The sequence below is a fragment of the Phenylobacterium composti DSM 19425 genome (assembly GCF_059568645.1).
The window spans coordinates 1-26,132 of sequence record NZ_JCANTT010000017.1; the positions used below are offsets into that span (position 1 = coordinate 1).

Annotated in this window: 24 protein-coding genes; 11 read left to right on the forward strand and 13 right to left on the reverse strand. The window is 70.7% G+C overall.

Annotated features, from left to right (window positions below; genetic code table 11):
• A partial coding sequence (locus tag BO64_RS12700; RefSeq protein ID WP_496403680.1) for an aminotransferase class I/II-fold pyridoxal phosphate-dependent enzyme occupies positions 1 to 446 on the reverse strand: 446 nt, incomplete at its 3' end.
• A gap of 275 nt (positions 447 to 721) precedes the next feature.
• Between BO64_RS12700 and BO64_RS12705 the strand changes: the two genes are divergently transcribed.
• On the forward strand, positions 722 to 1,663 hold the full coding sequence (locus BO64_RS12705) for a helix-turn-helix transcriptional regulator (RefSeq protein ID WP_496403681.1): 942 nt from the start codon (positions 722 to 724) through the stop codon (positions 1,661 to 1,663).
• 15 nt (positions 1,664 to 1,678) lie between these two features.
• Here BO64_RS12705 and mmsB read toward each other — a convergent pair whose 3' ends face one another.
• The 4 genes from mmsB to BO64_RS12725 are packed head-to-tail and all read right to left on the reverse strand — an operon-like array spanning position 1,679 to position 5,481.
• On the reverse strand, positions 1,679 to 2,590 hold the full coding sequence (mmsB, locus tag BO64_RS12710) for a 3-hydroxyisobutyrate dehydrogenase (RefSeq protein ID WP_496403682.1): 912 nt from the start codon (positions 2,588 to 2,590) through the stop codon (positions 1,679 to 1,681).
• Complete coding sequence (locus BO64_RS12715) at positions 2,587 to 3,645, reverse strand: enoyl-CoA hydratase/isomerase family protein (protein WP_496403683.1); 1,059 nt, start codon at positions 3,643 to 3,645, stop codon at positions 2,587 to 2,589. The genes mmsB and BO64_RS12715 overlap by 4 nt, the downstream gene beginning before the upstream one ends.
• A complete protein-coding gene (locus BO64_RS12720) occupies positions 3,642 to 4,781 on the reverse strand; it encodes an isobutyryl-CoA dehydrogenase (protein WP_496403684.1) in 1,140 nt (379 codons plus the stop codon). The genes BO64_RS12715 and BO64_RS12720 overlap by 4 nt, the downstream gene beginning before the upstream one ends.
• Positions 4,782 to 4,812: 31 nt before the next feature.
• Positions 4,813 to 5,481 (reverse strand): 2-hydroxychromene-2-carboxylate isomerase, encoded by a 669-nt coding sequence (locus BO64_RS12725; protein ID WP_496403685.1) that lies wholly within the window; start codon positions 5,479 to 5,481, stop codon positions 4,813 to 4,815.
• A gap of 81 nt (positions 5,482 to 5,562) precedes the next feature.
• On the opposite strand from BO64_RS12725, the gene hemB reads away from it, so the two are divergent.
• Both hemB and BO64_RS12735 read left to right on the forward strand, forming a co-directional pair.
• Positions 5,563 to 6,579: a porphobilinogen synthase gene (gene hemB, locus BO64_RS12730; RefSeq protein WP_496403686.1), complete on the forward strand. Its 1,017-nt coding sequence runs from the start codon at positions 5,563 to 5,565 to the stop codon at positions 6,577 to 6,579.
• Positions 6,576 to 6,974 carry an NUDIX hydrolase gene (locus BO64_RS12735; protein ID WP_496403687.1) on the forward strand — a complete coding sequence of 133 codons (399 nt, stop codon included), beginning with the start codon at positions 6,576 to 6,578 and terminating at the stop codon, positions 6,972 to 6,974. Before hemB ends, BO64_RS12735 begins: the two co-directional genes overlap by 4 nt.
• On the opposite strand, the gene BO64_RS12740 is transcribed toward BO64_RS12735, so the two are convergent.
• From BO64_RS12740 to BO64_RS12750, 3 genes are read right to left on the reverse strand one after another with little or no spacing between them, the layout of a single operon-like run.
• Positions 6,971 to 7,855, reverse strand: a complete 885-nt coding sequence (locus tag BO64_RS12740; protein ID WP_496403688.1) for an alpha/beta fold hydrolase — start codon at positions 7,853 to 7,855, stop codon at positions 6,971 to 6,973. The two genes, BO64_RS12735 and BO64_RS12740, sit on opposite strands and share 4 nt — an antisense overlap.
• A 14-nt stretch (positions 7,856 to 7,869) precedes the next feature.
• Positions 7,870 to 8,352, reverse strand: a complete 483-nt coding sequence (locus tag BO64_RS12745) for a GNAT family N-acetyltransferase (RefSeq protein ID WP_496403689.1) — start codon at positions 8,350 to 8,352, stop codon at positions 7,870 to 7,872.
• Positions 8,349 to 9,209, reverse strand: coding sequence for an NAD(P)-dependent oxidoreductase (locus BO64_RS12750; protein ID WP_496403690.1), 861 nt, complete (start codon positions 9,207 to 9,209; stop codon positions 8,349 to 8,351). Before BO64_RS12750 ends, BO64_RS12745 begins: the two co-directional genes overlap by 4 nt.
• A gap of 83 nt (positions 9,210 to 9,292) precedes the next feature.
• Between BO64_RS12750 and BO64_RS12755 the strand changes: the two genes are divergently transcribed.
• The 5 genes from BO64_RS12755 to BO64_RS12775 all read left to right on the forward strand — a co-directional run bounded on the left by BO64_RS12755 (position 9,293) and on the right by BO64_RS12775 (position 15,591).
• Entirely contained in the window at positions 9,293 to 10,198 is a 906-nt protein-coding gene (locus BO64_RS12755; protein ID WP_496403691.1) for a flagellar motor protein MotB, read from the forward strand.
• A gap of 74 nt (positions 10,199 to 10,272) precedes the next feature.
• Positions 10,273 to 11,046: an arginyltransferase gene (locus BO64_RS12760; protein ID WP_496403692.1), complete on the forward strand. Its 774-nt coding sequence runs from the start codon at positions 10,273 to 10,275 to the stop codon at positions 11,044 to 11,046.
• Positions 11,047 to 11,146: 100 nt separating this feature from the next.
• On the forward strand, positions 11,147 to 11,818 hold the full coding sequence (locus BO64_RS12765) for a P-loop NTPase family protein (RefSeq protein WP_496403693.1): 672 nt from the start codon (positions 11,147 to 11,149) through the stop codon (positions 11,816 to 11,818).
• A 61-nt stretch (positions 11,819 to 11,879) separates the two neighbouring features.
• Positions 11,880 to 14,087 carry an RNA degradosome polyphosphate kinase gene (locus BO64_RS12770; RefSeq protein WP_496403694.1) on the forward strand — a complete coding sequence of 736 codons (2,208 nt, stop codon included), beginning with the start codon at positions 11,880 to 11,882 and terminating at the stop codon, positions 14,085 to 14,087.
• Complete coding sequence (locus tag BO64_RS12775; RefSeq protein WP_496403695.1) at positions 14,068 to 15,591, forward strand: Ppx/GppA phosphatase family protein; 1,524 nt, start codon at positions 14,068 to 14,070, stop codon at positions 15,589 to 15,591. The genes BO64_RS12770 and BO64_RS12775 overlap by 20 nt, the downstream gene beginning before the upstream one ends.
• Before the next feature lie 355 nt (positions 15,592 to 15,946).
• On the opposite strand, the gene rnd is transcribed toward BO64_RS12775, so the two are convergent.
• Positions 15,947 to 17,122 (reverse strand): ribonuclease D, encoded by a 1,176-nt coding sequence (gene rnd, locus BO64_RS12780; protein WP_496403696.1) that lies wholly within the window; start codon positions 17,120 to 17,122, stop codon positions 15,947 to 15,949.
• A gap of 82 nt (positions 17,123 to 17,204) precedes the next feature.
• Between rnd and purM the strand changes: the two genes are divergently transcribed.
• The 3 genes from purM (at position 17,205) to BO64_RS12795 (ending at position 19,872) form a co-directional block, all read left to right on the forward strand.
• Positions 17,205 to 18,230, forward strand: coding sequence for a phosphoribosylformylglycinamidine cyclo-ligase (gene purM, locus BO64_RS12785; RefSeq protein ID WP_496403697.1), 1,026 nt, complete (start codon positions 17,205 to 17,207; stop codon positions 18,228 to 18,230).
• A gap of 125 nt (positions 18,231 to 18,355) precedes the next feature.
• Positions 18,356 to 19,135: a DUF3313 domain-containing protein gene (locus tag BO64_RS12790; RefSeq protein WP_496403698.1), complete on the forward strand. Its 780-nt coding sequence runs from the start codon at positions 18,356 to 18,358 to the stop codon at positions 19,133 to 19,135.
• Entirely contained in the window at positions 19,132 to 19,872 is a 741-nt protein-coding gene (locus BO64_RS12795) for a TspO-related membrane protein (protein WP_496403699.1), read from the forward strand. The genes BO64_RS12790 and BO64_RS12795 overlap by 4 nt, the downstream gene beginning before the upstream one ends.
• Positions 19,873 to 19,879: 7 nt before the next feature.
• Here BO64_RS12795 and BO64_RS12800 read toward each other — a convergent pair whose 3' ends face one another.
• The 4 genes from BO64_RS12800 to BO64_RS12815 all read right to left on the reverse strand — a co-directional run bounded on the left by BO64_RS12800 (position 19,880) and on the right by BO64_RS12815 (position 25,916).
• A complete protein-coding gene (locus BO64_RS12800; protein WP_496403700.1) occupies positions 19,880 to 21,145 on the reverse strand; it encodes a ferredoxin reductase family protein in 1,266 nt (421 codons plus the stop codon).
• Between the two features lie 96 nt (positions 21,146 to 21,241).
• Positions 21,242 to 22,297, reverse strand: a complete 1,056-nt coding sequence (locus BO64_RS12805; protein ID WP_496403701.1) for a 2-oxoacid:ferredoxin oxidoreductase subunit beta — start codon at positions 22,295 to 22,297, stop codon at positions 21,242 to 21,244.
• Complete coding sequence (locus BO64_RS12810) at positions 22,294 to 24,141, reverse strand: 2-oxoacid:acceptor oxidoreductase subunit alpha (protein WP_496403702.1); 1,848 nt, start codon at positions 24,139 to 24,141, stop codon at positions 22,294 to 22,296. Before BO64_RS12810 ends, BO64_RS12805 begins: the two co-directional genes overlap by 4 nt.
• A complete protein-coding gene (locus BO64_RS12815; protein ID WP_496403703.1) occupies positions 24,126 to 25,916 on the reverse strand; it encodes an FAD-dependent oxidoreductase in 1,791 nt (596 codons plus the stop codon). The genes BO64_RS12810 and BO64_RS12815 overlap by 16 nt, the downstream gene beginning before the upstream one ends.
• Positions 25,917 to 26,132: the final 216 nt, after the last annotated feature.

Here is a 26,132-nt window from a genome sequence, read left to right on the forward strand (position 1 = left end):
ATCCCCGAGATCATCGAGTTGTGGTTCAGCTCGTCCGAGAACACCTGCAGGCCCGGCAGGATCTTGTAGAGCGTCGACAGCGTCGCCTCGTTGGACACATAGCCCGAGGTGAACAGCAGCGCCGCTTCCTTGCCGTGCAGATCCGCCAGCTCGCGCTCCAGCTCCACGTGATAGCGCGTCGTCCCCGAGATGTTCCGGGTGCCCCCCGAACCGGCCCCAGCCTCCTCGATGGCCTGGTGCATCGCATCCAGCACCACCGGGTTCTGGCCCTGGCCCAGATAGTCGTTCGAGCACCAGACCGTCACCTCGGCCTGCGTCCCGTCCGGCTTCGTCCACGTCGCCTTCGGAAACTCCCCTCGATGACGCTTCAGGTCCGCAAACACACGATAGCGACCCTCGGAGCGGATGTTCTCCAGAGCGGTGCGGAAGGCAGACCTGTAATCCATCGACTTGATTCCGACCTTGGGCGAAGCGGTCGGCCCCTGAGATACGGCAGCCTTTTGGCGCCGCGATTTCACATTGTCCACAAACTCGGACGTCGCACGCGGCAGGTTCGCCACCCGCCCCGTCGAATTCGCCCGCGCCGCGACGCCGCCCGGCGGGCGCTGCGCCCCGAGCTTGACCACGAGACTCGGCCTCACCGACCTGCTATCATCGAACACGGTTCCGGCGTCGCCGGTGTCCACTGGTTCCGGCCAAGGCGTTCGGGAGTGGTGGCGGTTTGAGTGCAGAAGGTATCGCCAGGGCGCGGACGCCTGTCCGCGAAGCCCCCCTGGAGCCTGAGCGTTGGTGCGACGCCCCCGACACCGCCGACGCGTTCGCCGGCGCCTGTCGCGCGCCGTCCGGCCCGCTGGCGGCCCTGAACGGCCAAGGCGAGATCATCCAGCACTGGATCACGGGGACGGCCCCCGCCGACCGGGAGGCCATCGAGGCCTATGGCCTGGCCGATCCCCAGGTAAAGCCCGGGCTGCGCCTGGGGCTCGCCGGCGGGGCGCTCGAACCGGGGGCCGAGCAGGCCTTCTCCCGCCTCGCCCCCGAATTCCAGGCCGCGGCCCGCCTGCAGATCACCCTCGCCGAGGTGCGGAACCGGGCCAGCCTTGAGGCCATGGAGGCCATGTCCGCCCCGGCGTTCCTGCTCACCGAGACGGGCGTCCTGGCCGGGCTATCCAGCGCTGGCGAGGCCATGGTGCGGCAGGGCGCCGTGGTGACGATCCGCCACCGCCGGCTCGTGGCCGCCCTGGAAGCCGACCGGCCCGCCCTGGCCGCGGCCATCGACGCCGCCATCGCCGCGGCCCGGGGCGAGCCCGGCGGTCCCACCTCCTCCCTGGCCCTGCGGCGTCGCTCCGGCGTCGGCGGGGCGGTGTTCGACATCCATCCCCTGCCGGGCGAACGCTACGGCTTCGGCGCGGGCGGCGCGGCCCTGGTGGTGGCCCGGGTTCCGCCGGGGCGGCCCGAACCCGACGTGCTGACGCGCCTCTACGGCCTCTCCACCGCCGAGGCCGAGGTGGCCAACATGATCGCCGAGGGCGCCTCGCCCGAGGAGATCGCCGCCGCCCGGGGCGTCGCCAGATCCACGGTCCAGTCGCAGATCAAGTCGATCTTCGCGAAGACCGAGGTCAACCGGCAGAGCCAGCTGGTCCGCCTGCTGCGCGACCTCGTCTGACCGCGCGGCTCAGGTTCAGGCCGCAGGGGCCTTGCCGCGCAGCAGCTCGAGGATGGCCGAGAAGTCCTTGCCCCCGCCGCCCAGCCGCTCGAACAGGGCGTAGAGGCCTTCCGCCGCCGCCCCCAGCGGCGTGGCCGCGCCGGCCCTGGCCGCCGCCTCCTGGGCGAGCTTCAGGTCCTTCAGCATCATCGCCGTGGCGAAGCCGCCCTCATAGCCGCGGTTCGACGGCGCGCTCGGCACCGGCCCCGGCCAGGGGCAATAGCTGGTCAGGCTCCAGCACTGGCCCGACGACTGCGAGCTGATCTCGTAGAATTTCACCGGATCTAGGCCCAGCTTCTCGGCCAGGGCCAGGGCCTCGCACACCCCGATCATCGAGATGCCGAGCACCATGTTGTTGCAGATCTTGGCCGCCTGTCCCGCCCCGTGGTCGCCGGCCCAGATGGTGGCCCGGCTCATGGGGGCGATCACCTCCTCCACGGCGGGGAAGTCGGCCTCGTCGCAGCCCACCATGAAGGCCAGGGTCCCGGCCTCGGCGGCCGCCGTGCCGCCCGAGACCGGAGCGTCGGCGAAGCGGAAGCCGTGCTCCCGGGCCTGGGCCGCCACCGCCCGGGCGCTCTCCACGTCGATGGTGGAGCAGTCGATCAGCAGGGCCGTCCTGGGCGCGTGAGGAAACACCTGCTCGGCATAGACCTGCCGGACGTGCGGCCCCGCCGGCAGCATGGTGATCACCGCGTCGGCGTCCCTCACCGCCTCGGCGGCGGAGGCCGTCGTCGCGCAGCCCGCCGCCGCCGCCCGCTCCAGGGCCGCGGCCGACAGGTCGAAGGCCCGGACCTCCCGGCCCGCCTTCGCCTGGTTGGCGGCCATGCCGCCGCCCATGTTGCCGAGGCCGATGAAGGCGATCCGCAGGGGGGTCTTGGCGTCGGTCATGGGGCAAGCTCCGGAAGCGGGGTCCATTCCTCGTCGGGCGGCAGGGGCGCGAAGATCTCGTCCAGCATGGCCTCGGTGACGCCTTCCAGCGTCGCCGGGCTCCACCGGGGCGCATTGTCCTTCTCCACGATCACCGCCCGGACGCCCTCGATGAAGTCGTGACGGCGCACCACCCGGGCGCCGATCCGGTATTCCATGGCCATGTTCTCGGCGAAGGTCCGGGCCTGGGCGCCCAGGCGCAGCTGCCGGAAGGCCACCTTCATGGTCTGGGGCGACTTGGTCCCAATCACCTTCAGCTGCTCGGCCGCCCAGTCGCCGCCCGCCGCCAGGGCCTCGACGATGGCCTCGACGCTGTCGCCGGCGAACAGGCGAGCGATCTCGTCCTGATGGGCGGCGAGCGGCGGCCGCCCCGGATCGGCCTCGAACTCGGTCAGCAGGGTCTCGGTCCGCTCGGGCTCGGCCACGATGGCGGCCTTCAACGCCTCGACCTTGGCGCTCTCCACATAGTCGGTGGCGATGCCCAGGAGCTCACAGTCCGCCGCCTTGATCCGCGCCCCGGTGAGCGCCAGCCACAGGCCGATGTGGTCGGGCATCCGGCTCAGGTGCCAGCCGCCGCCCACGTCCGGGAACAGGCCGATCCCCGTCTCGGGCATGGCGAAGGTGGTGCGCTCGGTGGCCACCCGGAAGCGGCACGGCCGCGACAGGCCCACGCCGCCGCCCATGGTCACCCCGTCCATGATCGCCACCGTCGGCTTCGGATAGCGAAACAGCAGATCGTTCAGCCGATACTCGGTGTGGAAGAACTCCCGGGCCTCGGCCCCGTCGCCCTTGCCGCTCTCGGCCAGCATCCGGATGTCGCCCCCAGCGCAGAAACCCCGCTCGCCGGCGTGGTCCAGCAGCACCAGGGCCACCGCCGGATCGTCCTTCCACGCCAGCAGCGCGGCGGTCATGTCCCGGCACATGGCGGTGGTCAGGGCGTGCAGGGCCTTGGGCCGGTTCAGGGTGATGCGGCCGACGCGGCCCTCCACCCGGGTCAGGACTTCAGCTTCGCTCATCCGCGCAACAGCTCCCGGGCGATGATCACCCGCATGATCTCGTTGGTGCCTTCGAGGATCTGGTGGACCCGCAGGTCCCGCACGATCCGCTCCAGCGGAAAGTCCTTGAGGTAGCCATAGCCGCCGTGCAGTTGCAGGGCCTGGTTGGCCACCTCGAAACCGCCGTCGGTGGCGAACCGCTTGGCCATGGCGCAGTACTGGGTGGCCTTCGGGTGCTTCTGATCCAGGGCGTGGGCCGCCCGCCGCACCATCAGCCGCGCCGCGTCCAGCTCGGTGGCCATGTCGGCCAGCCGCCACTGCAGCCCCTGGAACGACGCAAGAGTCTGGCCGAACTGCTTGCGATTGCTCAGGTATTGCCGGGCCACATCAAGGGCGAAGCCGGCCCCGCCCAGGCTGCATGAGGCAATGTTGATCCGCCCGCCGTCGAGGCCCGCCATGGCGAACTTGAAGCCCTCGCCCTCGGCGCCGATCAGGTTCTCCGCCGGCACGCGGCAGTCATCGAAATTGACCTGGGCGGTGGGCTGGGCGTTCCAGCCCATCTTCCGCTCCTGGGCCCCGAACGAGAGCCCTGGCGTGTCTTTCTCCACCACGATGGCCGAGACGCCCTTCGCGCCCTCCCCGCCGGTCCGGGCCATGACCACATAGAGATCCGAGGTCCCGGCGCCGGAGATGAAGGCCTTGGAGCCGTTCAGCACATAGTGGTCGCCGTCCCGGCGCGCGGTGGTCTTCAGGGCCGCCGCGTCCGAGCCCGAGCCCGGCTCGGTCAGGCAGTAGGAGGCGATCAGCTCCATGGTGCAGAGCCGCGGCAGGTAGCGCCGCCGCAGCGCGTCCGAGCCGAACCGGTCGATCATCCAGGCGGCCATGTTGTGGATCGAGATGAAGGCCGCCACCGGCACGTCGCCGTAGGACAGCTGCTCGAACACGATCGAGGCGTCCAGGCGCGAGAGGCCCGAGCCGCCCACGTCCTCGCGCACATAGAGGCCGGCAAAGCCCAGCTCGGCGGCCTTGCGCATGACGTCGACGGGGAAGTGCTTCTCCTCGTCCCAGCGCGCCGAATGGGGCGCCAGCTCGGCGGCGGCGAAGGCGCGCGCGGCGTCCTCGATGGCCCGCTGATCTTCCGTCAGGTTGAAGTCCATGGCTCGGGAGTGGAGCGGCCCTGACCCGGTGTCAATCTGACGTTGCGGCAGCGTCCCTTGGCGTCAGCCCCTGCTGGCGCATCCGCCAGACCAGCTGGTCGAAGCGGTCCTGGCCGAAGAACGGCTCTCCCCCGAAGGTCATCATCGGCACGCCCCAGTGGCCGGCCGCGCGCTGGTCCTCCTGGTTCTTCTCGACAATGGCCCGGAAACGATCGGGATCGGCGTCCACCGCCGCGGCCAGCTCGTCCCAGTCGAGCCCCGCCCGCGCGGTCGCCCGGGCCAGGTGGTCGCCCTCGTGCCAGTTCTCCACCTCGCCGCTCCAGATCACATGGCTCACCTCGCGCAGGAACGGCAGGCCGCGCCCCCGCTCGGCCGCCGCGACGCCCAGATGCGTCAGCCGGTGGATGTAGGGCTGCGGCACGCGGTAGTCGCCGTCCATGCCCCGCTGCACCGGATCGGGCCGCGCCCAGCGGAACGGCAGCCCCAGGAACTCGGCCTCCCGGAAGACGTCGACCATGAAGTAGCGCAGCCACAACGGGTCCTGCTTCTCGAAGAACTCCGGCGTGCGCACCGCCAGCGGATAGACCGGCCGCACATTGCAGCGCACGTCGTACTCGGCCTCCAGCGCCAGCAGACGCGGCGTCACCATGTAGGAATAGGGCGACCGGAACGACCAGTAGAGGTCGTAGCTCAGGCTCATTGTCATCCTCCCCGTTTTCGCCCGGCTTAGCACGACAAGGGGGACTTGCCTTCCGCCCCTTTCAGGGTCCAAAGCCCCGCCATGACCCGCGCTCCCCTCGCCGCCTACCCCGCCCTGCGCCTGCGCCGCCTGCGCCAGGCCGACTGGATCCGTCGCCTCGTCCGCGAGACCGTGCTCACCCCGGCCGACCTCATCTGGTCGATGGTGGTTCACGAGGGCGAGGGCGAGGTCCCGGTGGGGTCCATGCCGGGCGTCGCGCGCCTCTCGGTGAAGGAGGCCGCCAAGGCCGCCAAGGAGGCCAAGGCCCTGGGCATCCCGGCCATCGCCGTCTTCCCGCACATCGACGGCGCCAAGAAGGACGCCCGCGGCAGCCAGGCGGCCGATCCCAACGGCCTCGTCTGCAACGCCGTGAAGGCCATGAAGGACGCCGCCCCCGAAGTCGGCATCATGTGCGACGTGGCCCTCGATCCCTTCACCGACCACGGCCACGACGGCCTGATCGAGAACGGCCGCATCCTCAACGACGCCACGGTGGAGACCCTGGTGGCCCAGGCCCTGGTCCAGGCCAAGGCCGGCTGCGAGATCCTCGCCCCCTCCGACATGATGGACGGCCGCGTCGGCGCCCTGCGCACGGCCCTGGAGGGCGAAGGTCTGCAGGACGTGATGATCATGTCCTACGCCGCCAAATACGCCTCGGCCTTCTATGGCCCCTACCGCGAGGCCATCGGCTCCGGGAAGCTGGGCACGGGCTCGGTGGACAATCCGGGCGACAAGAAGACCTACCAGATGGACGCGGCCAACACCGACGAGGCCCTGCGCGAGGTGGCCCTCGACATCGCCGAGGGCGCGGACATGGTCATGGTCAAGCCGGGCCTGCCCTACCTCGACATCGTCCGCCGCGTGGCCGACGAGTTCGCCGTGCCCACCTTCGCCTTCCAGGTGTCGGGCGAGTACGCCATGCTCATGGCGGCGGCCCAGAACGGCTGGCTGGACGAGGAGCGCGCCATCATGGAGAGCCTGGGCGCCTTCAAGCGGGCCGGCGCGGCGGGCGTCATCACCTACTTCGCCCCGCGCGCCGCGCGGCTGCTCGGCGCGTGATCGTCGAGGTCGTCGGCGCCGTCATCCGCGCCGCCGACGGCCGCGTGCTGCTGGTCCGCAAGGCGGGCGCGCCCCGCTTCACCCTGCCCGGCGGCAAGCGCGAGCCCGGCGAGGACGACCTGACGGCCCTGGCCCGGGAGCTCGACGAGGAGCTGGGCGTCCGCCTCGTCGCGGCCGAACTGCTCGGCCGGTTCGAGGCCCCGGCCGCCAATGAGCCCGGCGCCACCGTCCGCTCCTGCGTCTATCGCGCCGAGATCGAAGGCCGGATCGCCATCGCCTCGGAGATCGAGGCCCAGCTCTGGGTCGATCCCGCCCGGCCGCCGGAGGCGCCCCTGGCCCCGCTGCTCACCGGCCAGCTCCTCCCGCGCCTGGCCGCCGAGACACCGCGCCCCTAGGCTGACGGCCTCGCGGCAGCCAGCCAGTCCGCCAGGATCGCGTTCACCGCCTCGGGCGCCTCCTGCTGCACCCAGTGCGAGACGCCGGGCAGCCGGCGGATGGTCAGGTCGCGCACATGGGCCTCGGTCCCGTCCAGCAGCTCCACGCCCAGGGCCGCGTCCTCCTCGCCCCAAACGATCAGCGTCGGCGTCTCGATCACCGGCCACGGTCCGGCCAGCTTGCCGCGCAGGCGGAACGCCGCCCGGTACCAGTTGACCATCCCGCGCATGGCCCCCGGCCGCTGGGCGTCGCGGGCGTAGCGGTCCAGCACCTCGGGGGTGAAATGGGTCTTGTCCACGGCCATCCCGCGGAAGGCCCGCCGGACGGCCCTGGCGTCGTTGGCCGTGAGCATCCGCTCGGGCAGGCCCGGCAGCTGGAAGAAGAACATGTACCAGCTGCGCCGCAGCTGGGCCCAGTCGCCCTGGCGCAGGCGCGCCGCCATCACCGCCGGATGCGGCACGTTCATGATCACCAGCCGTTCCAGCGGCCGCACCTGGTTCGCGGCAAAGGTCCAGGCCAGGGCCGCGCCCCAGTCGTGGCCGATCAGCGTCACCGACCGCGCGCCGCTGGCGTCGATCAGGGCCGCCACGTCCTCCATCAGCCGGTCCACGAGATAGGCGGCCACCTCCCGCGGCTTGGGCTCGGTCTCTCCATAGCCCCTAAGGTCCGGCGCCCAGGCCCGGTAGCCCATCTGCGCCAGCAGCGGCAGCTGACGCCTCCAGGAGAACCGGCTCTCGGGAAAGCCGTGCAGGCAAAGGGCCAGCCGGTCGCCCGCCCCGGCCTCGTCCACCGCGAAGCGGAAGCCCCCCGCCTCCACGGTCCGCGTCGTCACCCCCGCCATGCCGCCCTCCCGTCCTAGGTGGTGAAGTAGGCGCTCGGCTCCTTGTATCCGGGCAGGTCGATCATCTGCACGAAGCGCAGGCCGATCTTCTCCAGGACCCGCTGCGAGGCCGTGTTGGTGGGCGTGGTGATCGCCGCCACCTTGTTCAGCCCCATCTCCTTGAGCGCATAGGCCAGCACAGCCCGGGCCGCCTCCGTCGCGTAGCCCTGGCCCGCGTGCCGCTCCAGATAGGCGTAGCCGATGTCCGGGCAGTCCAGCCCCTCCCGGCCCACCACGATGCCGCACATTCCCACCGGCTCGCCGTCCTCCCGCCGGACCACGAACCAGGGGCTCTTGGAGAAGCGGTCGGCGATATAGGCCCGGGCGTCGTCCAGGGTGCGCACGCCCCGGTCGCCGATATTGGCGATCCAGCCCGGATCGTTCAGCAGCTCCAGGACGAACGGCGCGTCCGCCTCCTCTGGCGGCGTCAGGGTCAGGCGCTCGGTCTTCAGCGTCACTCGGGCTTCTCCAGCCGCGCCACCAGGCTCGAGGTGTCCCAGCGGCTGCCGCCCAGGGCCTGAACCTCGGCGTAGAAGCCGTCGACCATGGCGGTCATGTCCAGCTTCGCCCCGTTGCGCGCCGCCTCGTCCAGCACCAGGCCCAGGTCCTTGCGCATCCAGTCCACGGCGAAGCCGAAGTCGAACTTGCCCTGCGCCATGGTCGGCCAGCGGTTGTCCATCTGCCAGGACTGGGCCGCGCCCTTGGAGATCGCCTCCAGCACCCCCTGCGGGTCGAGCCCCGCCCGCTTGGCGAAGTGCAGGCCCTCGGCCAGCCCCTGGACCACGCCGGCGATGCAGATCTGGTTGACCATCTTGGTCAGCTGCCCGGCGCCGACCTCGCCCATCCGGCGGATCGCCTTGGCGTAGGCGGCCATCACCGGCTCGCCCTTCTGGACCGCCGCCGCATCGCCTCCGCACATGATGGTCAGCTGGCCGTTCTCGGCCCCGGCCTGGCCGCCCGACACCGGCGCGTCCACGAACGCCCGGCCGCTCTTGGCCGCCAGCTCCGCCATCTCCCGGGCCACGACCGCGGAGGTCGTGGTGTGGTCGACGATGACCGCCCCGGGAGCCAAGGCCGCGAGAGCCTCGCTCACCACCTGGCGCACGTCGTCGTCATTGCCCACGCACAGGAACAGGATTTCGGCGCCCGCCGCGGCCTCGGCCGCCGTCTCGCCCATCCGGCCCCCGTGGGTCTCGACCCAGCGCCGGGCCTTCTCGGGGCTGCGGTTGTAGACCGCCACCTCATGGCCGGCCTTGGCCAGGTGACCGGCCATCGGGAACCCCATCACGCCGAGCCCGGCGAACGCCACCTTCATCCCACGCACTCCGTAACCTTAGCCGCATCTTAACTGGCGAGCGCCACCTTGCCTCGTCTAGCAGGCGGAGCCGGGGTGGACCAATGGCGGTGGGCGATCAGACGATCCTCATAAAGAAGGTGAAGAAGGCCGGCGGCCACGCCCACCACGGCGGCGCCTGGAAAGTCGCCTACGCCGACTTCGTCACCGCCATGATGGCCTTCTTCCTGCTCATGTGGCTGATCAACACCACCAGCCCCGAGCAGAAGCGCGGCATCGCCGACTACTTCGCCCCGGCCAGCGTCTCCGAGACCACCTCCGGGGCCGGCGGCATCCTCGGCGGCAACGCCCTGGGCTCTGACGGCTCCAGGAGCGCCGGCTCCTCGGCCATCATCGAGGATCTGTCTCCCGACAGCCGCAATCCCAACGACGGCCGCAACCCCGACGCCTCCCGCGGCGAGGACCTGGAGGCCGCCTCCACCCAGGCCCTGCGCGACGCCCTGCAGAAGCGCGAGGCCGCCGCCTTCGCCTCGGCCGCCCAGTCGCTCCGCCAGGCGCTGCAGGACATGCCAGAGCTCGCCGAGCTCTCGAAGAACATCCTCATCGACCAGACCCCCGAGGGCCTGCGCATCCAGCTGGTCGACCAGGAAGGACGCTCCATGTTCGCCCAGGGCTCGTCCCAGCCCAATGACCGCGCCAAGCTGCTGCTGCGGGCCGTGGCCAAGGTGGTGAACCAGCTGCCCAACCGCGTCAGCGTCTATGGCCACACCAGCGCCAACGCCGGCGGCGTGCGCTCCGAGGCCGACTGGCCGCTCTCCGCCGCCCGGGCCGACGCCTCGCGCCGCATCCTCCAGAGCGCCGGGGTCGATCCCGACCGCATCTATCAGGTCTCCGGCAAGGCCGCGTCCGAGCCCCTCTATCCCGACGATCCGACCCTGCCCGGAAACCGCCGCATAGCCATTGTGTTGTTGCGGGAGGCGCCTGTCCTTCCCCAGGACGCGGGCTTGTAGCGAAGCGCCTTGCGCAACCGCCCGCCATGACGCCTAATCGTCGGGCGCATTGGCTTGAGGGCGGTCGCACACTCGTGACGCAGCATGTTCCGACCCGACAGCTCAGGTTCTTCCTGACCGCGCCGTCGCCCTGCCCCTACCTGCCGGAGCGGTACGAGCGGAAGGTCTTCGCACACCTGCCCCTGTCCGACGGGGCCACGGTGAATGACAGCCTCACCCAGGTCGGCTTCCGCCGCTCCCAGAACATCGCCTACCGCCCGGCCTGCGAGGCCTGCTCGGCCTGCGTCTCGGCCCGGATTCCGGCGGCCGACTACGTCTTCTCCCGCTCCGAGCGGAAGGTCCTGAACCGCAACGAGGACATCGAGCGCCACCTGGTCGAGGCCGAGGCGACCATGGAGCAGTTCGACCTGCTCCGCCGCTACCTGCTGGCCCGCCACGCCGACGGCGGCATGGCCGAGATGACCTGGCCCGACTACGTGGCCATGGTCGAGGACACCGCGGTCCGCACCCATCTCATCGAGTATCGCCTGAAATCCCAGGGCAGCGGCCCGGGCGACCTGGTGGCCTGCGCCCTCGTCGACCTGATGAACGACGGCCTGTCCCTGGTCTACAGCTTCTACGACCCGGACCTGAAGCGCCGCAGCCTTGGCTCCTTCATGATCCTGGACCACATCGTCCAGGCCTGCCTCACCGGCCTGCCCTACGTCTATCTGGGCTACTGGGTCCGCGGCTCCGAGAAGATGGATTACAAGGTCCGCTTCATGCCCATCGAGCTGCTCAAGGCCGAGGGCTGGACCCTGCTCTCCTCCCGAGACCTGCGCCCCCGGACCGACCCGCCTGTCGCCTGACGGGCCTGTGGAACCCGGTGACGAACCGGCGGCGCCGGTGGCTTCCCGCCCCGCGCCTGCGCTAGACAGGCGTGGTGACGCTCTTCCCCGGATCCGGCCCATGGCGCGGCAGCTTCGGCTAAGCCTCGATCGCCCCGCCGCCTATGCGCGCGACGAGTTCGTCGTCGGCGCTTCCAACGCCCATGCCGCGGCGCTCGTGGACGGCTGGCCGGCCTGGCACGCCGGCGCCCTCGCCCTCGTGGGGCCCGAAGGCTCCGGCAAGACGCACCTGGCGCGCGCCTGGGCGGAACAGGCGGGCGCCGCCGTCCTCGACCGCGCCTGCCCCGACGTCGCCCTCGCCGTCGGCCGGCCCGTTCTGGTCGAGGACGTGGATCAGGGGATCGCCGACGAGGCGCTGTTCCACCTCATCAACCTCGCCGCACGCGATGGCGGCGGCCTGCTGCTCACCGCCCGCAAGGCGCCGGCCCTGTGGCCTGCGGGCCTGCCTGACCTGCGCTCCCGGCTCAACGCCCTGCAGGTGGCCGAGATCGAGCCGCCCGACGACGACGTTCTGGAGGGCGTGCTTCGCAAATTCTTCCGCGACCGGAATATTCGTCCGCCCGAGGAGGTCTATCCGTACCTCCTCCGCCGCATGGGCCGGTCCATTCCGGACGCCCAGGAAATCGTCAGACGGCTGGATGAAGCCGGCGACGAAGGCTTCCGGCCGGTCACCCGAGTGCTTGCCCGGGAGATTCTTGAGGGCGATAGTGAAAATCTTGATCTTTTCGAGTGATAACCGCCGCTCGAACTGAGGTGAGGTCGTCAAACCACTCAGCCCCCGGGAGCCGCCCTGTATGACCCAAGTCGCGCCGTACGCCTCGCAATCTGCGAACGACGGGGAGTACGCGGCGCATGACTGGGACGCCGAGCTGGCGGGCTCGCCGGCCCGCTTCTTCAACCGCGAGCTTTCGTGGCTGGCCTTCAACCGCCGCGTCCTGGCCGAAAGCACCAACCCGCGGCATCCGCTGCTGGAGCGCCTCCGCTTCCTGGCGATCAGCGCCAACAATCTCGACGAGTTCTACATGGTGCGCGTGGCCGGGCTGAAGGCCCAGGTCCGCGAGCGTGTGCGGGTGCTCAGCCAGGACGGCCTGACGCCCTCCGAACAGCTGGCCGCCATCAACGCCGCCGCCGCCGACCTCATGGCCGACCAGCAGCGCCGGTGGCGCGAGCTCACCGAAGAGCTCGCCGCCGAGGGCCTGCGCGTCGTCACCGGCGCCGACCTCACCGAGGCCGAGAAGGCCGCTCTCGAGACGCGTTTCCTCACCGAACTGTTCCCGGTGCTGACGCCGCTCGCCATCGACCCGGCGCACCCGTTCCCGTTCATCCCGAACCTGGCCTTCTCCCTGGTGCTGAACCTGCGCCGCCTGTCCGACGGCCGGCGCCTGCACGCCCTGGTCCCGCTGCCAGGCCAGGTGGCCCGCTTCTGGGAGCTGACCCCGGGCTCGGGCCGCCGCAAGCGCGAGCGCCGCTACCTGTCGCTGGAGTCCGTGGTCGGCCTGTTCCTCGACCATCTGTTCCCCGGCTGCGAGGTGGAGAACCAGGGCGTCTTCCGCCTCATCCGCGACAGCGACGTGGAGATCGAGGAAGAGGCCGAGGACCTGGTCCGGGAATTCGAGGCCCTGCTCAAGCAGCGGCGCATGGGCTCGGTGGTCCGCGTGGAGATCGAGGCCGCCATGCCCGAGGAGCTGCGCGAATTCATCTGCCTGAACCTCGACGCCGCCCCCGAGGACATCATCCTCATCGACGGCCTGCTCGGCCTGGACGAGCTTTCCCAGCTGATCCCGGCCGACCGGCCCGAGCTAAAGTTCAAGCCCTTCGAGCCGCGCTTCCCCGAGCGGATCCGCGACCACGGCGGCGACTGCTTCGCCGCCATCCGCGAGAAGGACATCCTCGTCCACCATCCGTTCGAGAGCTTCGACGTGGTGGTGCAGTTCCTGCGCCAGGCGGCCCGCGACCCCAACGTCCTGGCCATCAAGCAGACGCTCTACCGCACGTCCAAGAACAGCCCCATCGTCGCCGCCCTCATCGAGGCGGCCGACAACGGCAAGAACGTCACCGCGGTGGTGGAGATCAAGGCCCGCTTCGACGAGGAGGCCAACCTCAAGTGGGCCCGCGACCTGGAACGCGCCGGCGTCCACGTCGTCTTCGGCTTCATCGAGTACAAGACCCACGCCAAGCTCTCGACGGTGGTCCGCCGCGAGGGCGACGTTCTGCGCACCTACTGCCACTTCGGCACCGGCAACTACCACCCGATCACCGCCCGCACCTACACCGACCTCAGCCTGTTCACGACCGACCCGGCCCTGGGGCGCGATGCGGCGCGGCTGTTCAACTTCGTCACCGGCTACGCCCAGCCCGAGAGCCTGGAGAAGCTGTCCTTCTCGCCTATCACCATGAAGGACGACCTCCTGCGCTACATCGGCGAGGAGGCCGCCAACGCCCGCGCCGGGCGGCCCGCCGCCATCTGGGCCAAGCTCAACGCCCTGGTGGACGAGGACGTGATCGACGCGCTCTACGCCGCCAGCCAGGCCGGCGTCGCCATCGACCTGGTGGTCCGGGGCATCTGCTGCCTGCGCCCGGGCGTGCCGGGCCTTTCCGAGAACATCCGGGTGAAGTCCATCGTCGGCCGCTTCCTGGAGCACGCCCGCATCGTCGCCTTCGCCAACGGCCACGCCATGCCCTCGGCCCAGGCCCGGGTGTTCATCTCCTCGGCCGACTGGATGCCCCGCAACCTCGAGCGGCGGGTGGAATGCCTGACGCCCATCGAGAACCCCACGGTCCACCAGCAGGTGCTCCAGCAGATCATGCTCGCCAACCTCAAGGACGAGGCCCAAAGCTGGACGTTGGCCGCCGACGGCCGCTATAGCCGGGACCCGTCCTGGGACCACCCCAACGCTTTTTCCGCGCACGAGTATTTCATGACCAATCCCAGCCTCTCAGGCAGAGGCCAGCGAGTGAAGGACATGCCGCGCGCGATCGACCATGTGGCCCCGCGCGGATAAGCGGTCCCCGTCCCGGCCTGACGTCCGCTCCGAGGCGCGGCAGGCCGCCGTCATCGACGTCGGGTCCAACTCGGTCCGTCTCGTCATCTATCGGCTCGACGGCCGGGCGCTCTGGACCATCTACAACGAGAAGGTCATCGCCGGCCTCGGCCGCGACCTGCCCGCCACCGGCCGCCTCAGCCCCGACGGGGTGAAGGCCGCCCTCGCCGCCCTGCGCCGGTTCCGGGTGGTGCTCGACGGCTGGGACCTCGAGCAGGTGACCGCCGCCGCCACCGCCGCCGTCCGCGAGGCCGCCGATGGCCGCGCCTTCCTTCAGCGGGTGAAGGACGAGACCGGCCTCGACGTCCGCATCCTCTCGGGCGAGGAGGAGGCCCACTACGCCGCCCTCGGCGTCATCGCCGGCGATCCCCGGGCCCACGGCGTCGTGGGCGACCTCGGCGGCTCCAGCCTGGAGCTGATCCGGCTGAACGGGACCGGCCCGGTGCAGGGGGCCACCCTGCCCCTCGGCCCCTTCGCCCTCGGCGCGCCCAAGGCCCTCGACGTGGACCGCGTGCGGCGGACCATCGACGGCCACCTGTCGCCCCTGGCCGAGCGCTTCGCCAGCGGCGAGTTTCACGCCGTCGGCGGCGCCTGGCGCAACCTCGCCCTGCTGCACATGCAGCTGGCCGACTATCCCCTGCACGTGGCCCACCAGTACGAGATGAGCCGCGCCGACGCCCTCGACGTGGCCCGGGTGGTGCAGCGCCAGTCCCGCTCGTCCCTGGAACGCATCCAGGGGGTCTCCAAGAAGCGCTTCGACACCCTGCCCTATTCGGCCCTGGTCCTGGACCAGCTCATCGAGCGCCTGGGCATCGAGCGCATCGTCATCTCGGCCTATGGGGTGCGCGAGGGGATGCTGCTGGAGGCCATGCCGGCCCCGGTGCGGGTGCGCGACCCGCTCATCGAGGGCTGCACGGCCCTCACCGCCCACAAGGGCGTGGCCCCCGACCTCGGCCCGGCCCTGGAGGCCTGGGTGAGCGGGGTCTTCGAAGCCCTGCCGCCGGTGTTCGACCACGGCCGGGACAAGGTGCTCATCGCCGCCGCCTGCCGCCTGGCCGACCTCGGCGCCCGCCTGCACCCCGACCATCGGGCCGATCTCGCCTTCGAGCAGGTGCTGCGCGCCCCCATCGCCGGCATGACCCACCGGGAACGCGCCTTCCTGGCCGCCACCGCCTTCGCCCGGCATTCCTCCTCGCCCCAGCTGCCGCATCCCGACGTCATCTCGCGGCTGCTCACGCCCGAGCGACGCCAGCGGGCCCGGGCCCTGGGCTCGGCGATCCGCCTCGGCTGCGACCTCTCGGGCCGCAATCCGCGCCTGCTGGAATGCTCCAGCCTGGCCGTCCGCGACGGCCGCCTGCGCCTGACCACGGTGGACGGCTGGGAGGACATGCTGCTGGGGGAACAGACGGCCAAGCGCGCCCAGGTCCTCGCCCAGACCCTGAAGCTCAAGCTCCACATGGGCTGAGCCGGGCCTGGCGGCTGAGCTGGGCCTGGCGTCCGGCCAGACAGCGAGAGGGCGGCGCCCGGTCGCCCGGACACCGCCCTCTGAACCAGATCCGTTGGGGGATCTGAGCCTTCGAGGCCTCCGCCCGCTTCCGGTCCGGTTTCCCGTCCCGCCGCGCCGTGGCTTCCTCTCGGCAAGGTCACGATCCCCCCGGCGCGCCCGTTCGGCAAGCGGCGTTATCCGGCCGCCTGTGGACGGCCTGTGGACCGATCGGTGGAGCGCCTGTGGGAAAGCCTGTACGGCTGTGAAAAAGGCCAGGCCTGTCAAAGGCCTGGCCTTGTCCCCAGGAAGCCCTGGCCTCAGGCGTCTCGACGGCTCAGCTGGCGGCTGCCTTCGGCGCCCGGCGCACCTCGACGACCCGCACGCGGGTCCCGTCCAGCACCAGGGCCAGTTCGCCGCGCTTCAGCTTCAGGGCGTCCTCGCCGAACGCTTCCCGGCGCCAGCCCTTCAGGGCGGCGGTGTCGGCGTTGTCGTTGTTGGCGATCTGCTCCAGGTCGGCCACCGTGGCGATCAGCTTCGAGGCCACGCCCGCCTCCTCGGCCCGCGCCTTCAGCAGCACCTTCAGCAGCTCGACGACCGCCCCCGCCGCCGGCGAACTCGGCTGGCGGGTCTTCTCGATCACCGGCGCATAGCCTTCCGGGTCCTTCAGCGCCTCGCGCACCGCCGCCAGCAGGTCCGGCCCGAAGCGCGAGCCCGAGAAGCCCTTGGGCACCGAGCGCAGCCGGTCCAGGGCGTCGGCGTCCGTGGGCGCCTGGGTGGCGATCTCGTCGATGGCGTCGTCCTTCAGGATCCGCCCGCGGGGCTGGTCGCGCAGTTGCGCCGTCCGCTCGCGCCAGGCCGCCACCGCCCGGTACACCGCCAGATACTTGGCCGTGTGTCGCCGGGGCCGCAGCCGCTTCCAGGCGTTCTCCGGCTCGACGTCATAGTTCGCCGGGTCGGTGAGGCTTTCCATCTCGTCCTGCACCCAGGCGAGGCGGCCTTCCCGCTCCAGCCGCTCGCGCAGCATGGGATAGAGCCGGGCCAGGTGCGTCACATCCGCCAGGGCGTAGGTCAGCTGGTTGTCCGACAGCGGCCGGCGGGCCCAGTCGGTGAAGCGGCTCGACTTGTCCAGCTCGATCTTCAGTATCTGCCGGACCAGGGCGTCATAGGCGATCTGTTCGCCAAAGCCCGCGGCCATCCCGGCCACCTGGGTGTCGAACAGCGGCTTCGGCATGGCGCCGAGGTTGTTGAAGATCTCCACGTCCTGCCGGGCGGCGTGGAACACCTTCAGGATGCTGGGATCCTTGAGGATTTCCAGGAACGACGACAGGTCGATATCGTCCGCCAGCGGGTCGATCGTGGCTTCCGCGGCGGGCGTCGCGGCCTGGATCAGGCACAGCTTGGGCCAGTAGGTCGTCTCGCGCATGAACTCGGTGTCCACGGCGACGAACGGCTGGCCCTTGATCTTCGCGCAGAACGCCTCGAGTTCCGCGGTGGTTGTGATCGGCGTCATCGATTAGCTATAGCCCCGCGCGCGCCCGAGTCTGCAAGTCCGCATGCGCGGCGGTCTCCAAACCACGATAGGCTTCCTTCAAATGTCCGAGCGGCCGAACGGTCTCACCTACGCTCAAGCCGGCGTCGACATAGACGCCGGAAACGCCCTCGTCGAGCGGATCAAGCCGCTGGCCAAGTCCACGCGACGTCCTGGCGCAGATTCCGCCCTTGGCGGCTTCGGCGCCCTCTTCGACCTCAAGGCCGCCGGCTATGCCGATCCGCTGCTGGTGACCACGACCGACGGGGTCGGCACCAAACTCAAGGTCGCCATCGAGACCGGCATCCACGATACCGTGGGCGTCGACCTGGTGGGCATGTGCGTCAACGACCTCCTGGCCCAGGGCGCCGAGCCCCTGATGTTCCTGGACTACTACGCCACCGGGAAGCTCGACGTTGACGCCGCCGCCGCCGTGGTGGCCGGGGTCGCCGAGGGCTGCCGCCAGGCCGGCTGCGCCCTGGTGGGCGGCGAGACCGCCGAAATGCCCGGCATGTACGCCGAGGGCGACTACGACATGGCCGGCTTCTGCGTCGGCGCGGTCGACCGCGACAAGGTGCTGCCGCGCCTGGGCGACCAGAAGGAAGGCGACATCCTCATCGGCCTCGCCTCCTCAGGCCCGCACTCCAACGGCTATTCCCTGATCCGCCGCATCGTCGAGCGCTCGGGCCTGGCCTGGGACGCCCCCGCCCCCTTCGCCGAGGGCAAGAGCCTGGCCCAGGCCCTGCTCGAGCCCACGCGCATCTACATCAAGACGGTCCTGCCGCACCTGAAGGCCGGCCGGGTGAAGGGCCTTGCCCACATCACCGGCGGCGGCCTGATCGAGAACCCGCCCCGGGCCATCGCCGAGGGCCTCGTCCCCCGCTTCGACTGGAACGCCTGGACCCTGCCCCCGGTCTTCCAGTGGCTGCAGGCCGCCGGCGGCGTGGCCGAGCATGAAATGCGCCGCACCTTCAACTGCGGCGTCGGCCTCGTCCTGATCGTCGATCCGCACGATCTGCCCGACGTCCTCGAAGGCCTCGTCCGCGACGGCGAGGAAGCCTTCGTGGTGGGCGAACTGGCCAAGGCCTAGGCGCCGGTCCCGGGCCGCGATCCCGGTCGGCCGCACGGCCGGTCGGGTTTTCGCCAAGCTCCGCCATACCAAATCGCGTTTCATGCGTTGTGCCGGCTCACGCCCACGCTTGAGCCAGGCCCCGCATGAGATCGATCATCCTCCTGCCCCTCCTTCTGACCCTCGGCGCCTGCGCCACGGCCCAGCACCGCCCGGCCGGTTTCCTCACCGCCTACGAGGGGCTTGAGCCGAAAGGCGACGCCATCCGCGCCGACGTCAAACAGTGGCGGGACGAAGCGGCCCTCGCCGCGGTGCGCCGGGTGATCATCGCCCCCACCATCCTCATGCCCGACGCCAAGGCCCGCCTCGGCTGGCTCACCGCGGCTGAACAGACCCTGCTGCTCCGCGAGATGGACGCCCAGCTCTGCTTCGAGGTCTCGGAACGTTACGAGGTGGTGAAGGACGGCCCCGACGCCTCGATCCGCGCGGCGGTGACCACGGTGCGCCCCACCAACGCCCCCGGTTCGGTGGTCTCGGCGGCGGCCAACTTCTTCATCCCCGGCCCCGTGGGCGTGCGCGTGCCGGGCTCCACCGGCGGCGTCGGCGCCGAGGCCGAGATGCTCGGTCCGGACGGCCGCCAGCTTGCGGCCATGACCTGGAGCCGCAACGCCACCGTGGTCGGGACCGACAACCCCTCGGTCAGCCGGGTGGGCGACGCCCTGCAGTTCATCGAGGCCTTCGCGGACGACGCCGCCAAGGCGCTGAGCCCCAAGGACGCCAGGTCCGGCAAGATCCCCGATCCCGACCCCTGCGCCGAATTCGGCCCCCGGCTGCGGCCCGAGGGCTGGCTTACCAAGTTCGCCACCGGCCTCTATGTGCCGGAGACCAGCGCCGCCAGGCCGGCCAAGGAGGACCCGCCCCAATGAAGGACGCCCCCCGCAAGCTCGCGGTGATCGCCGCCGTTGTCTTCGCCATCGCCGCCCCGGCGGTGCAGAACCTGATGGATATCGGCCTTTCCGCTGCGGAGTTCTCGCGCCAGGGCGATTCCACCCTGCGCGCCGCCGGCTATGCCTTCTCCATCTGGAGCCTGATCTACCTGGGCCTAGCCGCCTTCGCCGTCTGGCAGGCCCTGCCGCGGAACACCAGCGATCCGGCCATCCGCGCCCTGGCCTGGCCCGCGGCCTTCACCATCACCGCCACCGGGGTCTGGATCTTCGCCTCGGCGCTCGACGCCCGCTGGGCGACCGTGGCCATCATCGTCGCCGCGGCGGCCGTGATGATCTTGGGCCTCGTGCGCGCCAGCCGCGGCCGCAGCACCTTCCTCAACTGGCTGCTGGTCTGGTGGCCCCTGGGCCTCCTGGGCGGCTGGCTGACGATCGCCAGCGCCGTGAACATCCTCACCGTCATGACCGCCGAGGGGATGATCCCACGGGCCGACGCCCTGCTCTACGCCGCCGCCGGCCTCCTGGCTGTCGCAGCCGTCGCCCTCTGGGTGCTCCGCCGCACCGCCGTGCTGCCCTATGGGGCGGCCGTGACCTGGGGCCTGATCGGCGTGTGGGTGGCTGAACAGCCGAACCAGCCCCTCGTGGCCTGGCTGGCCCTGGCCGGCGCGGTCGTGGTGGGCCTCGCCGCCCTCTGGTGGGGACGGCCCGCCGGCCGCTAGCGGCGCCTCAGCGGAACTCGAACAGCTCGTGGCGCAGCCGCGCTTCGCCGACCCCGGTCTCCCGCATCAGCCGCCGCACCTGTTTGAGAAGGCCCGCCGGGCCGCAGAAGTAGATCTGCACGCCCGCGGCCCCGGCCTCGGCCACGACGGCGGCGAACCGCCGGCGGAAGGCCGCATCCCCCGGCCCCGTGGCGATCTCCATCAGCTCGACGCCGCGCCGGGCGGCCAGCTCCGTGATGTCCACTGCGTCGGGCAGCTCCCGCCCCGGCGTGTAGAAGTGGAAGAAGGTCGCCTGCTCCAGGCCGGGCGCCTCGGCGTCCTGCAGCCAGGACAGGAACGGCGTCACCCCGACCCCGCCCGCGATCCAGATCTCCTTGCCCGCCCCCGCCTCGCGCCGGAAACGGCCGAAGGGCGCATACACCTCCGCCACCAGCCCGGCCTTGGCCTCGCGCACCAGCCGCTCGGTGTAGTCCCCCGAAGCCCGCACCATGAAGGCGATGCCGCCGTCGTCGCCACCGGCGCAGGCGATGGTGAAGGGGTGCGGCTCGCGCAGCCCCTCCTGCTCGAACGACAGGAAGGCGAACTGGCCGGGCTCGAACGGGATCGCCCGTCCCAGGGGCGTCAACTGCAGATGGACGGCCCCACCCCCCGACGACACCGCGTCGAGCCGATAGCGCGCATGACACGACAGGAACGGGTAGAGCAGCAGCTTGTAGAAGGCCCCCGCGGTCCCGAACGCCGCCAGGGCCGCCAGCCAGACCCCCGCCGGGCTGGCGAGGACGATGGGCGACTTGAAGCTCAGCCAGTGGGAGACCACCACTAGGAACAGCGGCCCGGAGAGCTTGTGCCACCAGCGCCAGCGCCGGTACGGGATCTTCCGGTTCAGCGCCAGGACCACGATCACCACCAGGGCCACGTAGCTGAGCTGCCGGACGAGCCGGGTCACCGCGCCCGGCAGGGCCACGATCGGCGCCGCCTCCCAGCCCTGCGCCCCCGCCTTGAAAACCAGGTGGACCGAGGCGAACACCAGGGCCCAAATCCCCAGCCACTTGTGGGTCTCGTAGACCCGGTCCAGGCCGCCGAACAGGCTTTCCACCGCCTTCCAGCGCGCCCCGAGGACGGCCGCCAGGGCCATCAGGGACAGGGCGGCCACGCCCGAGCCGAGGCTGAGCATGCCGGTGCTCGGCCACGTGCCGCTCGGAACCGCCAGGGCCGACAGCCCGAAGCTGATCAGAACCACAGGGATAATCAGGGAACGGGTACCCAGGCGCATGGCGGTCCCACTGGTCTTTAGCGTGGGCGCGAGCCTGAGCGCCGCCGGGGCCGCCCGATATGACGAGGATCAACCGGCCGGCGCGGCCAGGCCCGCCTACCGCAGCGAAGCGTTGATCTCGTCCAGGGCCGCCGAGCCGGGGATCAGCTCGGCCTCGCCCAGCTGGTTGAGGGGCGTGTCCACCGTGCCGATGCTGTCGTGCAGGTCGCCCGCCGTGGGGTCCACGAACAGCAGGCCGGTGACGATCTGACCCCGGGCCTGACGGGCCTGGAGATAGCCGAGGGCCTGGGCGCGGTTGTTGGGGTTGTACAGCTCGGCCAGCTTGTGCAGCGACAGGGTCGAGCCATCGTGCTGCTGCACCCGCACCGTCTCGCCCGGCGCATAGTCCACATGGATCGGGTCGCGCGGGCTGATCACGTCCAGCCGGTTCACCGCCTCATTGTGCTCGCGCACATAGTCGTAGCTCTTGGTGGAGCCCGGGTGGTTGTTGAACTGCACGCAGGGGCTGATGCAGTCGATGAACGCCGCCCCCTTGTGCGCCAGCCCCGCCTTGATCAACGGCACGAGCTGCGCCTTGTCGCCCGAGAAGCTGCGGGCCACGAAGGTCGCGCCCATCTGCAGGGCGAGGCTCACCATGTCGATCCCGGCGTCGTGGTTGACCACCCCGCGCTTGGACTTCGAGCCCCGGTCCGAGGTGGCCGAGAACTGGCCCTTGGTCAGGCCGTACACCCCGTTGTTCTCGACGATGTAGAGCATGTTCACCCCGCGCCGGATGGCGTGGGCGAACTGTCCGAGGCCGATGGAGGCGGAATCCCCGTCCCCCGAGACGCCCAGATAGATCAGGTCGCGGTTGGCGAGATTGGCCCCGGTGAGCACGGACGGCATCCGCCCGTGCACCGTGTTGAAGCCGTGCGAGTTGCCCAGGAAGTAGTCCGGCGTCTTCGAGGAGCAGCCGATCCCCGAGAGCTTGGCCACCCGGTGCGGCGGCAGCTCCAGCTCGAAGCAGGCCTGGATGATCGCCGCAGAGATCGAGTCGTGCCCGCAGCCGGCGCACAGGGTCGAGACCGAACCCTCATAGTCCCGCCGGGTGTAGCCCAGGCCGTTGGTCGGCAGCCTGGGGTGATGCAGCCTGGGCTTTGCGATGTAGGTCATTCCGCCGCCTCGATCTGTCCCAGGGTGAGCGACTGGCCGATTTCGCCGGCGATGAACCGGGCGGTGATCGGCGTGCCGTCGTAGTGCAGCACCGGGATCAGCTTGGCCGGGTCCACGCCGAGCTCCACGGTCAGCAGGGTGCGCATCTGGGCGTCGCGGTTCTGTTCCACCACGAAGATGCGCTCGTGCCCGGCGATGAAGTCCTCCACCGCCTGGGAGAACGGGAAGGCCCTCAGGCGCAGGGCGTCCAGCCGCCGGCCCTGCCCTTCCAGCATCTCCAGGGCCTCGTCCATGGCCACGCTGGTCGAGCCGAAATAGATCACCCCGTCCTTGGTCTTGCCCTTGGCCGGCTTGAAGACCGGCGCCGGGACAAGGGTCTTGGCGGTCTCGAACTTCCGCAGCAGGCGCTGCATGTTGTCCACATAGACCGCCCCCTCCTCGGAGTAGCGGGCATAGGGGTTCCGCGAGGTGCCCCGGGTGAAATAGCCGCCCTTGGTGGGATGGGCGCCGGGATAGGTCCGGTACGGGATGCCGTCGCCGTCCACCTCCTTGTAGCGGCCGAAGTCGGCTCCCGCCTCCAGCATCTCGGCGGTCATCACCTTGCCGCGGTCGAGCTTGCGCGTATCGTCCCAGGCGAAGGGCTTGGTCAGCCACTCGTTCATGCCGATGTCGAGGTCCAGCATGACGAAGATCGTGGTCTGCAGCCGGTCGGCCAGGTCGAACGCCAGGGCCCCCATCTCGAAACATTCGCCGGGATCGGCCGGCAGCAGCATCGGGTGCTTGGTGTCCCCGTGGCTGGCGTAGCCGGCGGCCAGGAGGTCGGCCTGCTGGGTCCGGGTGGGCATCCCCGTGGACGGCCCGCCCCGCTGGACGTCGAAGATCACCGCCGGGATCTCGGCGAAGTAGGACAGGCCGATGAACTCGGTCATCAGCGAGACGCCCGGGCCGGAGGTCGCCGTGAACGCCCGGCAGCCGTTCCAGCCGGCCCCCACCACCATGCCGATGGAGGCGATCTCGTCCTCGCCCTGGATGATGGCGTAGCGGGCCTTGCCGGTCTCCGGATCGACCCGCAGCTTCTGGCAGTAGCTGGTGAAGGCCTCGGCCAGGGACGTGGAGGGAGTGATCGGGTACCAGGCGCAGACGGTCGCCCCGCCATAGACCGCCCCCAGGGCCGCGGCCTGGTTGCCCTCCACATAGATGCGATCGCCCACGGCGTCGGCCCGGCGCACCTGCAGGCTGAGGGGCCCGAGGTGCTGCCTCACATGGTCGAGGCCCATGTGCAGGGCTTCCACATTGGCGGCGATCAGCTTGTCGCGCCCGGCGAAGTCCTCGGCCAGCAGGGCCTCGATGGCTTCAGGCTCGATGCCAAGAAGTCCCGCCAAGGCCCCGACATAGATGATGTTCTTGAACAGCTGGCGCTCGCGCGGCAGCTCGTAGGCGGCGTTGCACATGGCCGTCAGCGGCACGCCGATGACCGTGATGTCCTCCCGGAACCGCGAGGCCGGGACCGCCCGGGTGGAGTCGTAGAACAGGTAGCCCCCGCTCTCCAGCTCGGCCACGTCCCGGTCCCAGGTCTGCGGGTTCATGGCCACCATCAGGTCCACCCCGCCCCGTCGGCCCAGGTGCCCGGCCTCGGTGACCCGCACCTCGTACCAGGTGGGCAGGCCCTGGATGTTCGAGGGGAAGATGTTCCGCGCCGCCACCGGAACGCCCATGCGCAGGATGCTGCGGGCGAAGAGGCCGTTGGCGCTGGCCGAGCCCGAGCCGTTCACATTGGCGAACTTGACCACGAAGTCGTTCACCCGGGTCTTCGGCTGGCCCGCCGACGTCACCTGCCCCGGCATGCCGCCTCCGCCTGAGTGGTCTCGAGATAGAACTTCTGCATGTCCCAGGCGCCCGTCGGGCACCGCTCGGCGCACAGGCCGCAGTGCAGGCAGACGTCCTCGTCCTTGACCATGATCCGCCCGGTGCCCAGCGGCCCGGACGCGTAGAGGTCCTGCGTCGGGTTCAGGGCCGGCGCCCGCAGCCGCGTGCGCAGGTCGCCCTCCTCGCCCTCCTCGGTGAAGGTGATGCAGTCCATCGGGCAGATGTCGACGCAGGCGTCGCACTCGATGCACAGCTTGTCCGTGAACACCGTCTGCACGTCGCAGTTCAGGCAGCGCTCGGCCTCGCGCACCGCCAGCTCACGGTCGAAGCCCAGCTCCACCTCCAGCCGCACGTCGCCGAGCGCCTCGGCCTTCTCCCGCATCGGCACGCGGTAGCGGCGGTCGTTGGAGACGTCGTTGTCGTAGCTCCACTCGTGGATGCCCATCTTCTGGCTGGCCAGGGAGGCGTGCGGCGCGGGCCGCTCGGCCACGTCCCGGCCCTCGCAGAACAGGTGGATCGACACCGCCGCCTCGTGGCCGTGGGCCACCGCCCAGATGATGTTCTTGGGTCCGAAGGCCGCATCGCCCCCGAAGAACACCCGCGGGTTCGTGGACTGCAGGGTCGCCGGATCCACCTTGGGCAGGCCCCACTCGTCCCATTCCAGGCCGATGTCCCGCTCGATCCAGGGGAAGGCGTTCTCCTGGCCCACGGCGATCAGCACGTCGTCGCAGGGGTAGTGCTCGTCCGGCTGGCCCGAGGGCGCGAGCCGGCGCCGCCCGGCCGCGTCATAGACGGCCTCCACCACCTCGAAGGTCACGCCCGTCAGCCGCCCGCCCTCGTGGGTGAAGGCCTTGGGGACGCGGTAGTTGAGGATCGGGATGTCCTCGTGCATAGCGTCCTCCTTCTCCCAGGGGGACGCCTTCATCTCCTCGAAGCCCGAGCGGACGATGACCTTCACGTCCTCGCCGCCCAGCCGCCGGGCGGTGCGGCAGCAGTCCATGGCGGTGTTGCCGCCGCCCAGCACGATCACCCGCCGGCCGATCCCCGTCACATGGCCGAACGAGACCGACGCCAGCCAGTCGATGCCGATGTGGATGTTGGCCGCCCCCTCCTGCCGCCCCGGCAGGTCGAGGTCCCGGCCCCGGGGCGCGCCCGAGCCCACGAACACCGCGTCATAGCCCTCGTCCAGCAGGGCTTTCAGGCTCTCCACCCGCTGGCCGAGCCGCAGGTCCATGGCCGAAAGGCGGGTGACATAGCCCACCTCCTCGTCGATCACCGCCTCGGGCAGCCGGAAGCGCGGGATCTGGCTGCGGATGAAGCCTCCGGCCTTGGCGTCCTGCTCGTAGAGCACGAGGTCATAGCCCAGGGGCGCCAGGTCCCGGGCCACGGTCAGCGAGGCCGGCCCCGCCCCCACCAGCGCCACCCGCCGTCCGTTCCGCCCGGCGGCCGGGGCGGGCATCCGCTCCAGCACCTCGCCCTTGTTGTCGGCCGCCACGCGCTTCAGCCGGCAGATCGCCACCGGCTCCTCCTCCACGCGCCCCCGGCGGCAGGCCGGCTCGCACGGCCGGTCGCAGGTCCGCCCCAGAATCCCGGGGAAGACGTTGGACCGCCAGTTGATCATGTAGGCGTCGGCGTAGCGGCCCTCGGCGATCAGCCGGATGTATTCGGGCACGGGCGTGTGGGCCGGGCAGGCCCATTGGCAGTCGACGACCTTGTGGAAGTAGTCGGGCCCCTCGGTACGCGTGCGCTGCAAAACAGGTCTTCCTTCCCGACGCTCTACTCCCGAGGCGGCGAATTCGAACCTGCGTCTCGCCCCGGCGCGGCGTTCAATTGAGGAAGGCTACGCCCGTAACGGCGGGTAAGCCAACACTGTTCTGCGATTGCCGTTTCGCCCGCCCCGGCGCTCCCCCGCAAGCCCCTGACGCGAACGTGACCGCCGGGTCGTGGCGCGGCCGCATGGTGAATGATA

What these genes read in the sequence shown, in the direction of transcription:
- mmsB (WP_496403682.1), bottom strand. Translation starts at nt 2,590, where the DNA reads ATGACCGACGCCAAGACCCCCCTGCGGATCGCCTTCATCGGCCTCGGC.
- BO64_RS12715 (WP_496403683.1), bottom strand. Translation starts at nt 3,645, where the DNA reads ATGAGCGAAGCTGAAGTCCTGACCCGGGTGGAGGGCCGCGTCGGCCGC.
- BO64_RS12720 (WP_496403684.1), bottom strand. Translation starts at nt 4,781, where the DNA reads ATGGACTTCAACCTGACGGAAGATCAGCGGGCCATCGAGGACGCCGCG.
- BO64_RS12725 (WP_496403685.1), bottom strand. Translation starts at nt 5,481, where the DNA reads ATGAGCCTGAGCTACGACCTCTACTGGTCGTTCCGGTCGCCCTATTCC.
- hemB (WP_496403686.1), top strand. Translation starts at nt 5,563, where the DNA reads ATGACCCGCGCTCCCCTCGCCGCCTACCCCGCCCTGCGCCTGCGCCGC.
- BO64_RS12740 (WP_496403688.1), bottom strand. Translation starts at nt 7,855, where the DNA reads ATGGCGGGGGTGACGACGCGGACCGTGGAGGCGGGGGGCTTCCGCTTC.
- BO64_RS12750 (WP_496403690.1), bottom strand. Translation starts at nt 9,209, where the DNA reads ATGAAGGTGGCGTTCGCCGGGCTCGGCGTGATGGGGTTCCCGATGGCC.
- BO64_RS12755 (WP_496403691.1), top strand. Translation starts at nt 9,293, where the DNA reads ATGGCGGTGGGCGATCAGACGATCCTCATAAAGAAGGTGAAGAAGGCC.
- BO64_RS12765 (WP_496403693.1), top strand. Translation starts at nt 11,147, where the DNA reads ATGGCGCGGCAGCTTCGGCTAAGCCTCGATCGCCCCGCCGCCTATGCG.
- BO64_RS12770 (WP_496403694.1), top strand. Translation starts at nt 11,880, where the DNA reads ATGACCCAAGTCGCGCCGTACGCCTCGCAATCTGCGAACGACGGGGAG.
- BO64_RS12775 (WP_496403695.1), top strand. Translation starts at nt 14,068, where the DNA reads ATGTGGCCCCGCGCGGATAAGCGGTCCCCGTCCCGGCCTGACGTCCGC.
- rnd (WP_496403696.1), bottom strand. Translation starts at nt 17,122, where the DNA reads ATGACGCCGATCACAACCACCGCGGAACTCGAGGCGTTCTGCGCGAAG.
- purM (WP_496403697.1), top strand. Translation starts at nt 17,205, where the DNA reads ATGTCCGAGCGGCCGAACGGTCTCACCTACGCTCAAGCCGGCGTCGAC.
- BO64_RS12790 (WP_496403698.1), top strand. Translation starts at nt 18,356, where the DNA reads ATGAGATCGATCATCCTCCTGCCCCTCCTTCTGACCCTCGGCGCCTGC.
- BO64_RS12795 (WP_496403699.1), top strand. Translation starts at nt 19,132, where the DNA reads ATGAAGGACGCCCCCCGCAAGCTCGCGGTGATCGCCGCCGTTGTCTTC.
- BO64_RS12800 (WP_496403700.1), bottom strand. Translation starts at nt 21,145, where the DNA reads ATGCGCCTGGGTACCCGTTCCCTGATTATCCCTGTGGTTCTGATCAGC.
- BO64_RS12805 (WP_496403701.1), bottom strand. Translation starts at nt 22,297, where the DNA reads ATGACCTACATCGCAAAGCCCAGGCTGCATCACCCCAGGCTGCCGACC.
- BO64_RS12810 (WP_496403702.1), bottom strand. Translation starts at nt 24,141, where the DNA reads ATGCCGGGGCAGGTGACGTCGGCGGGCCAGCCGAAGACCCGGGTGAAC.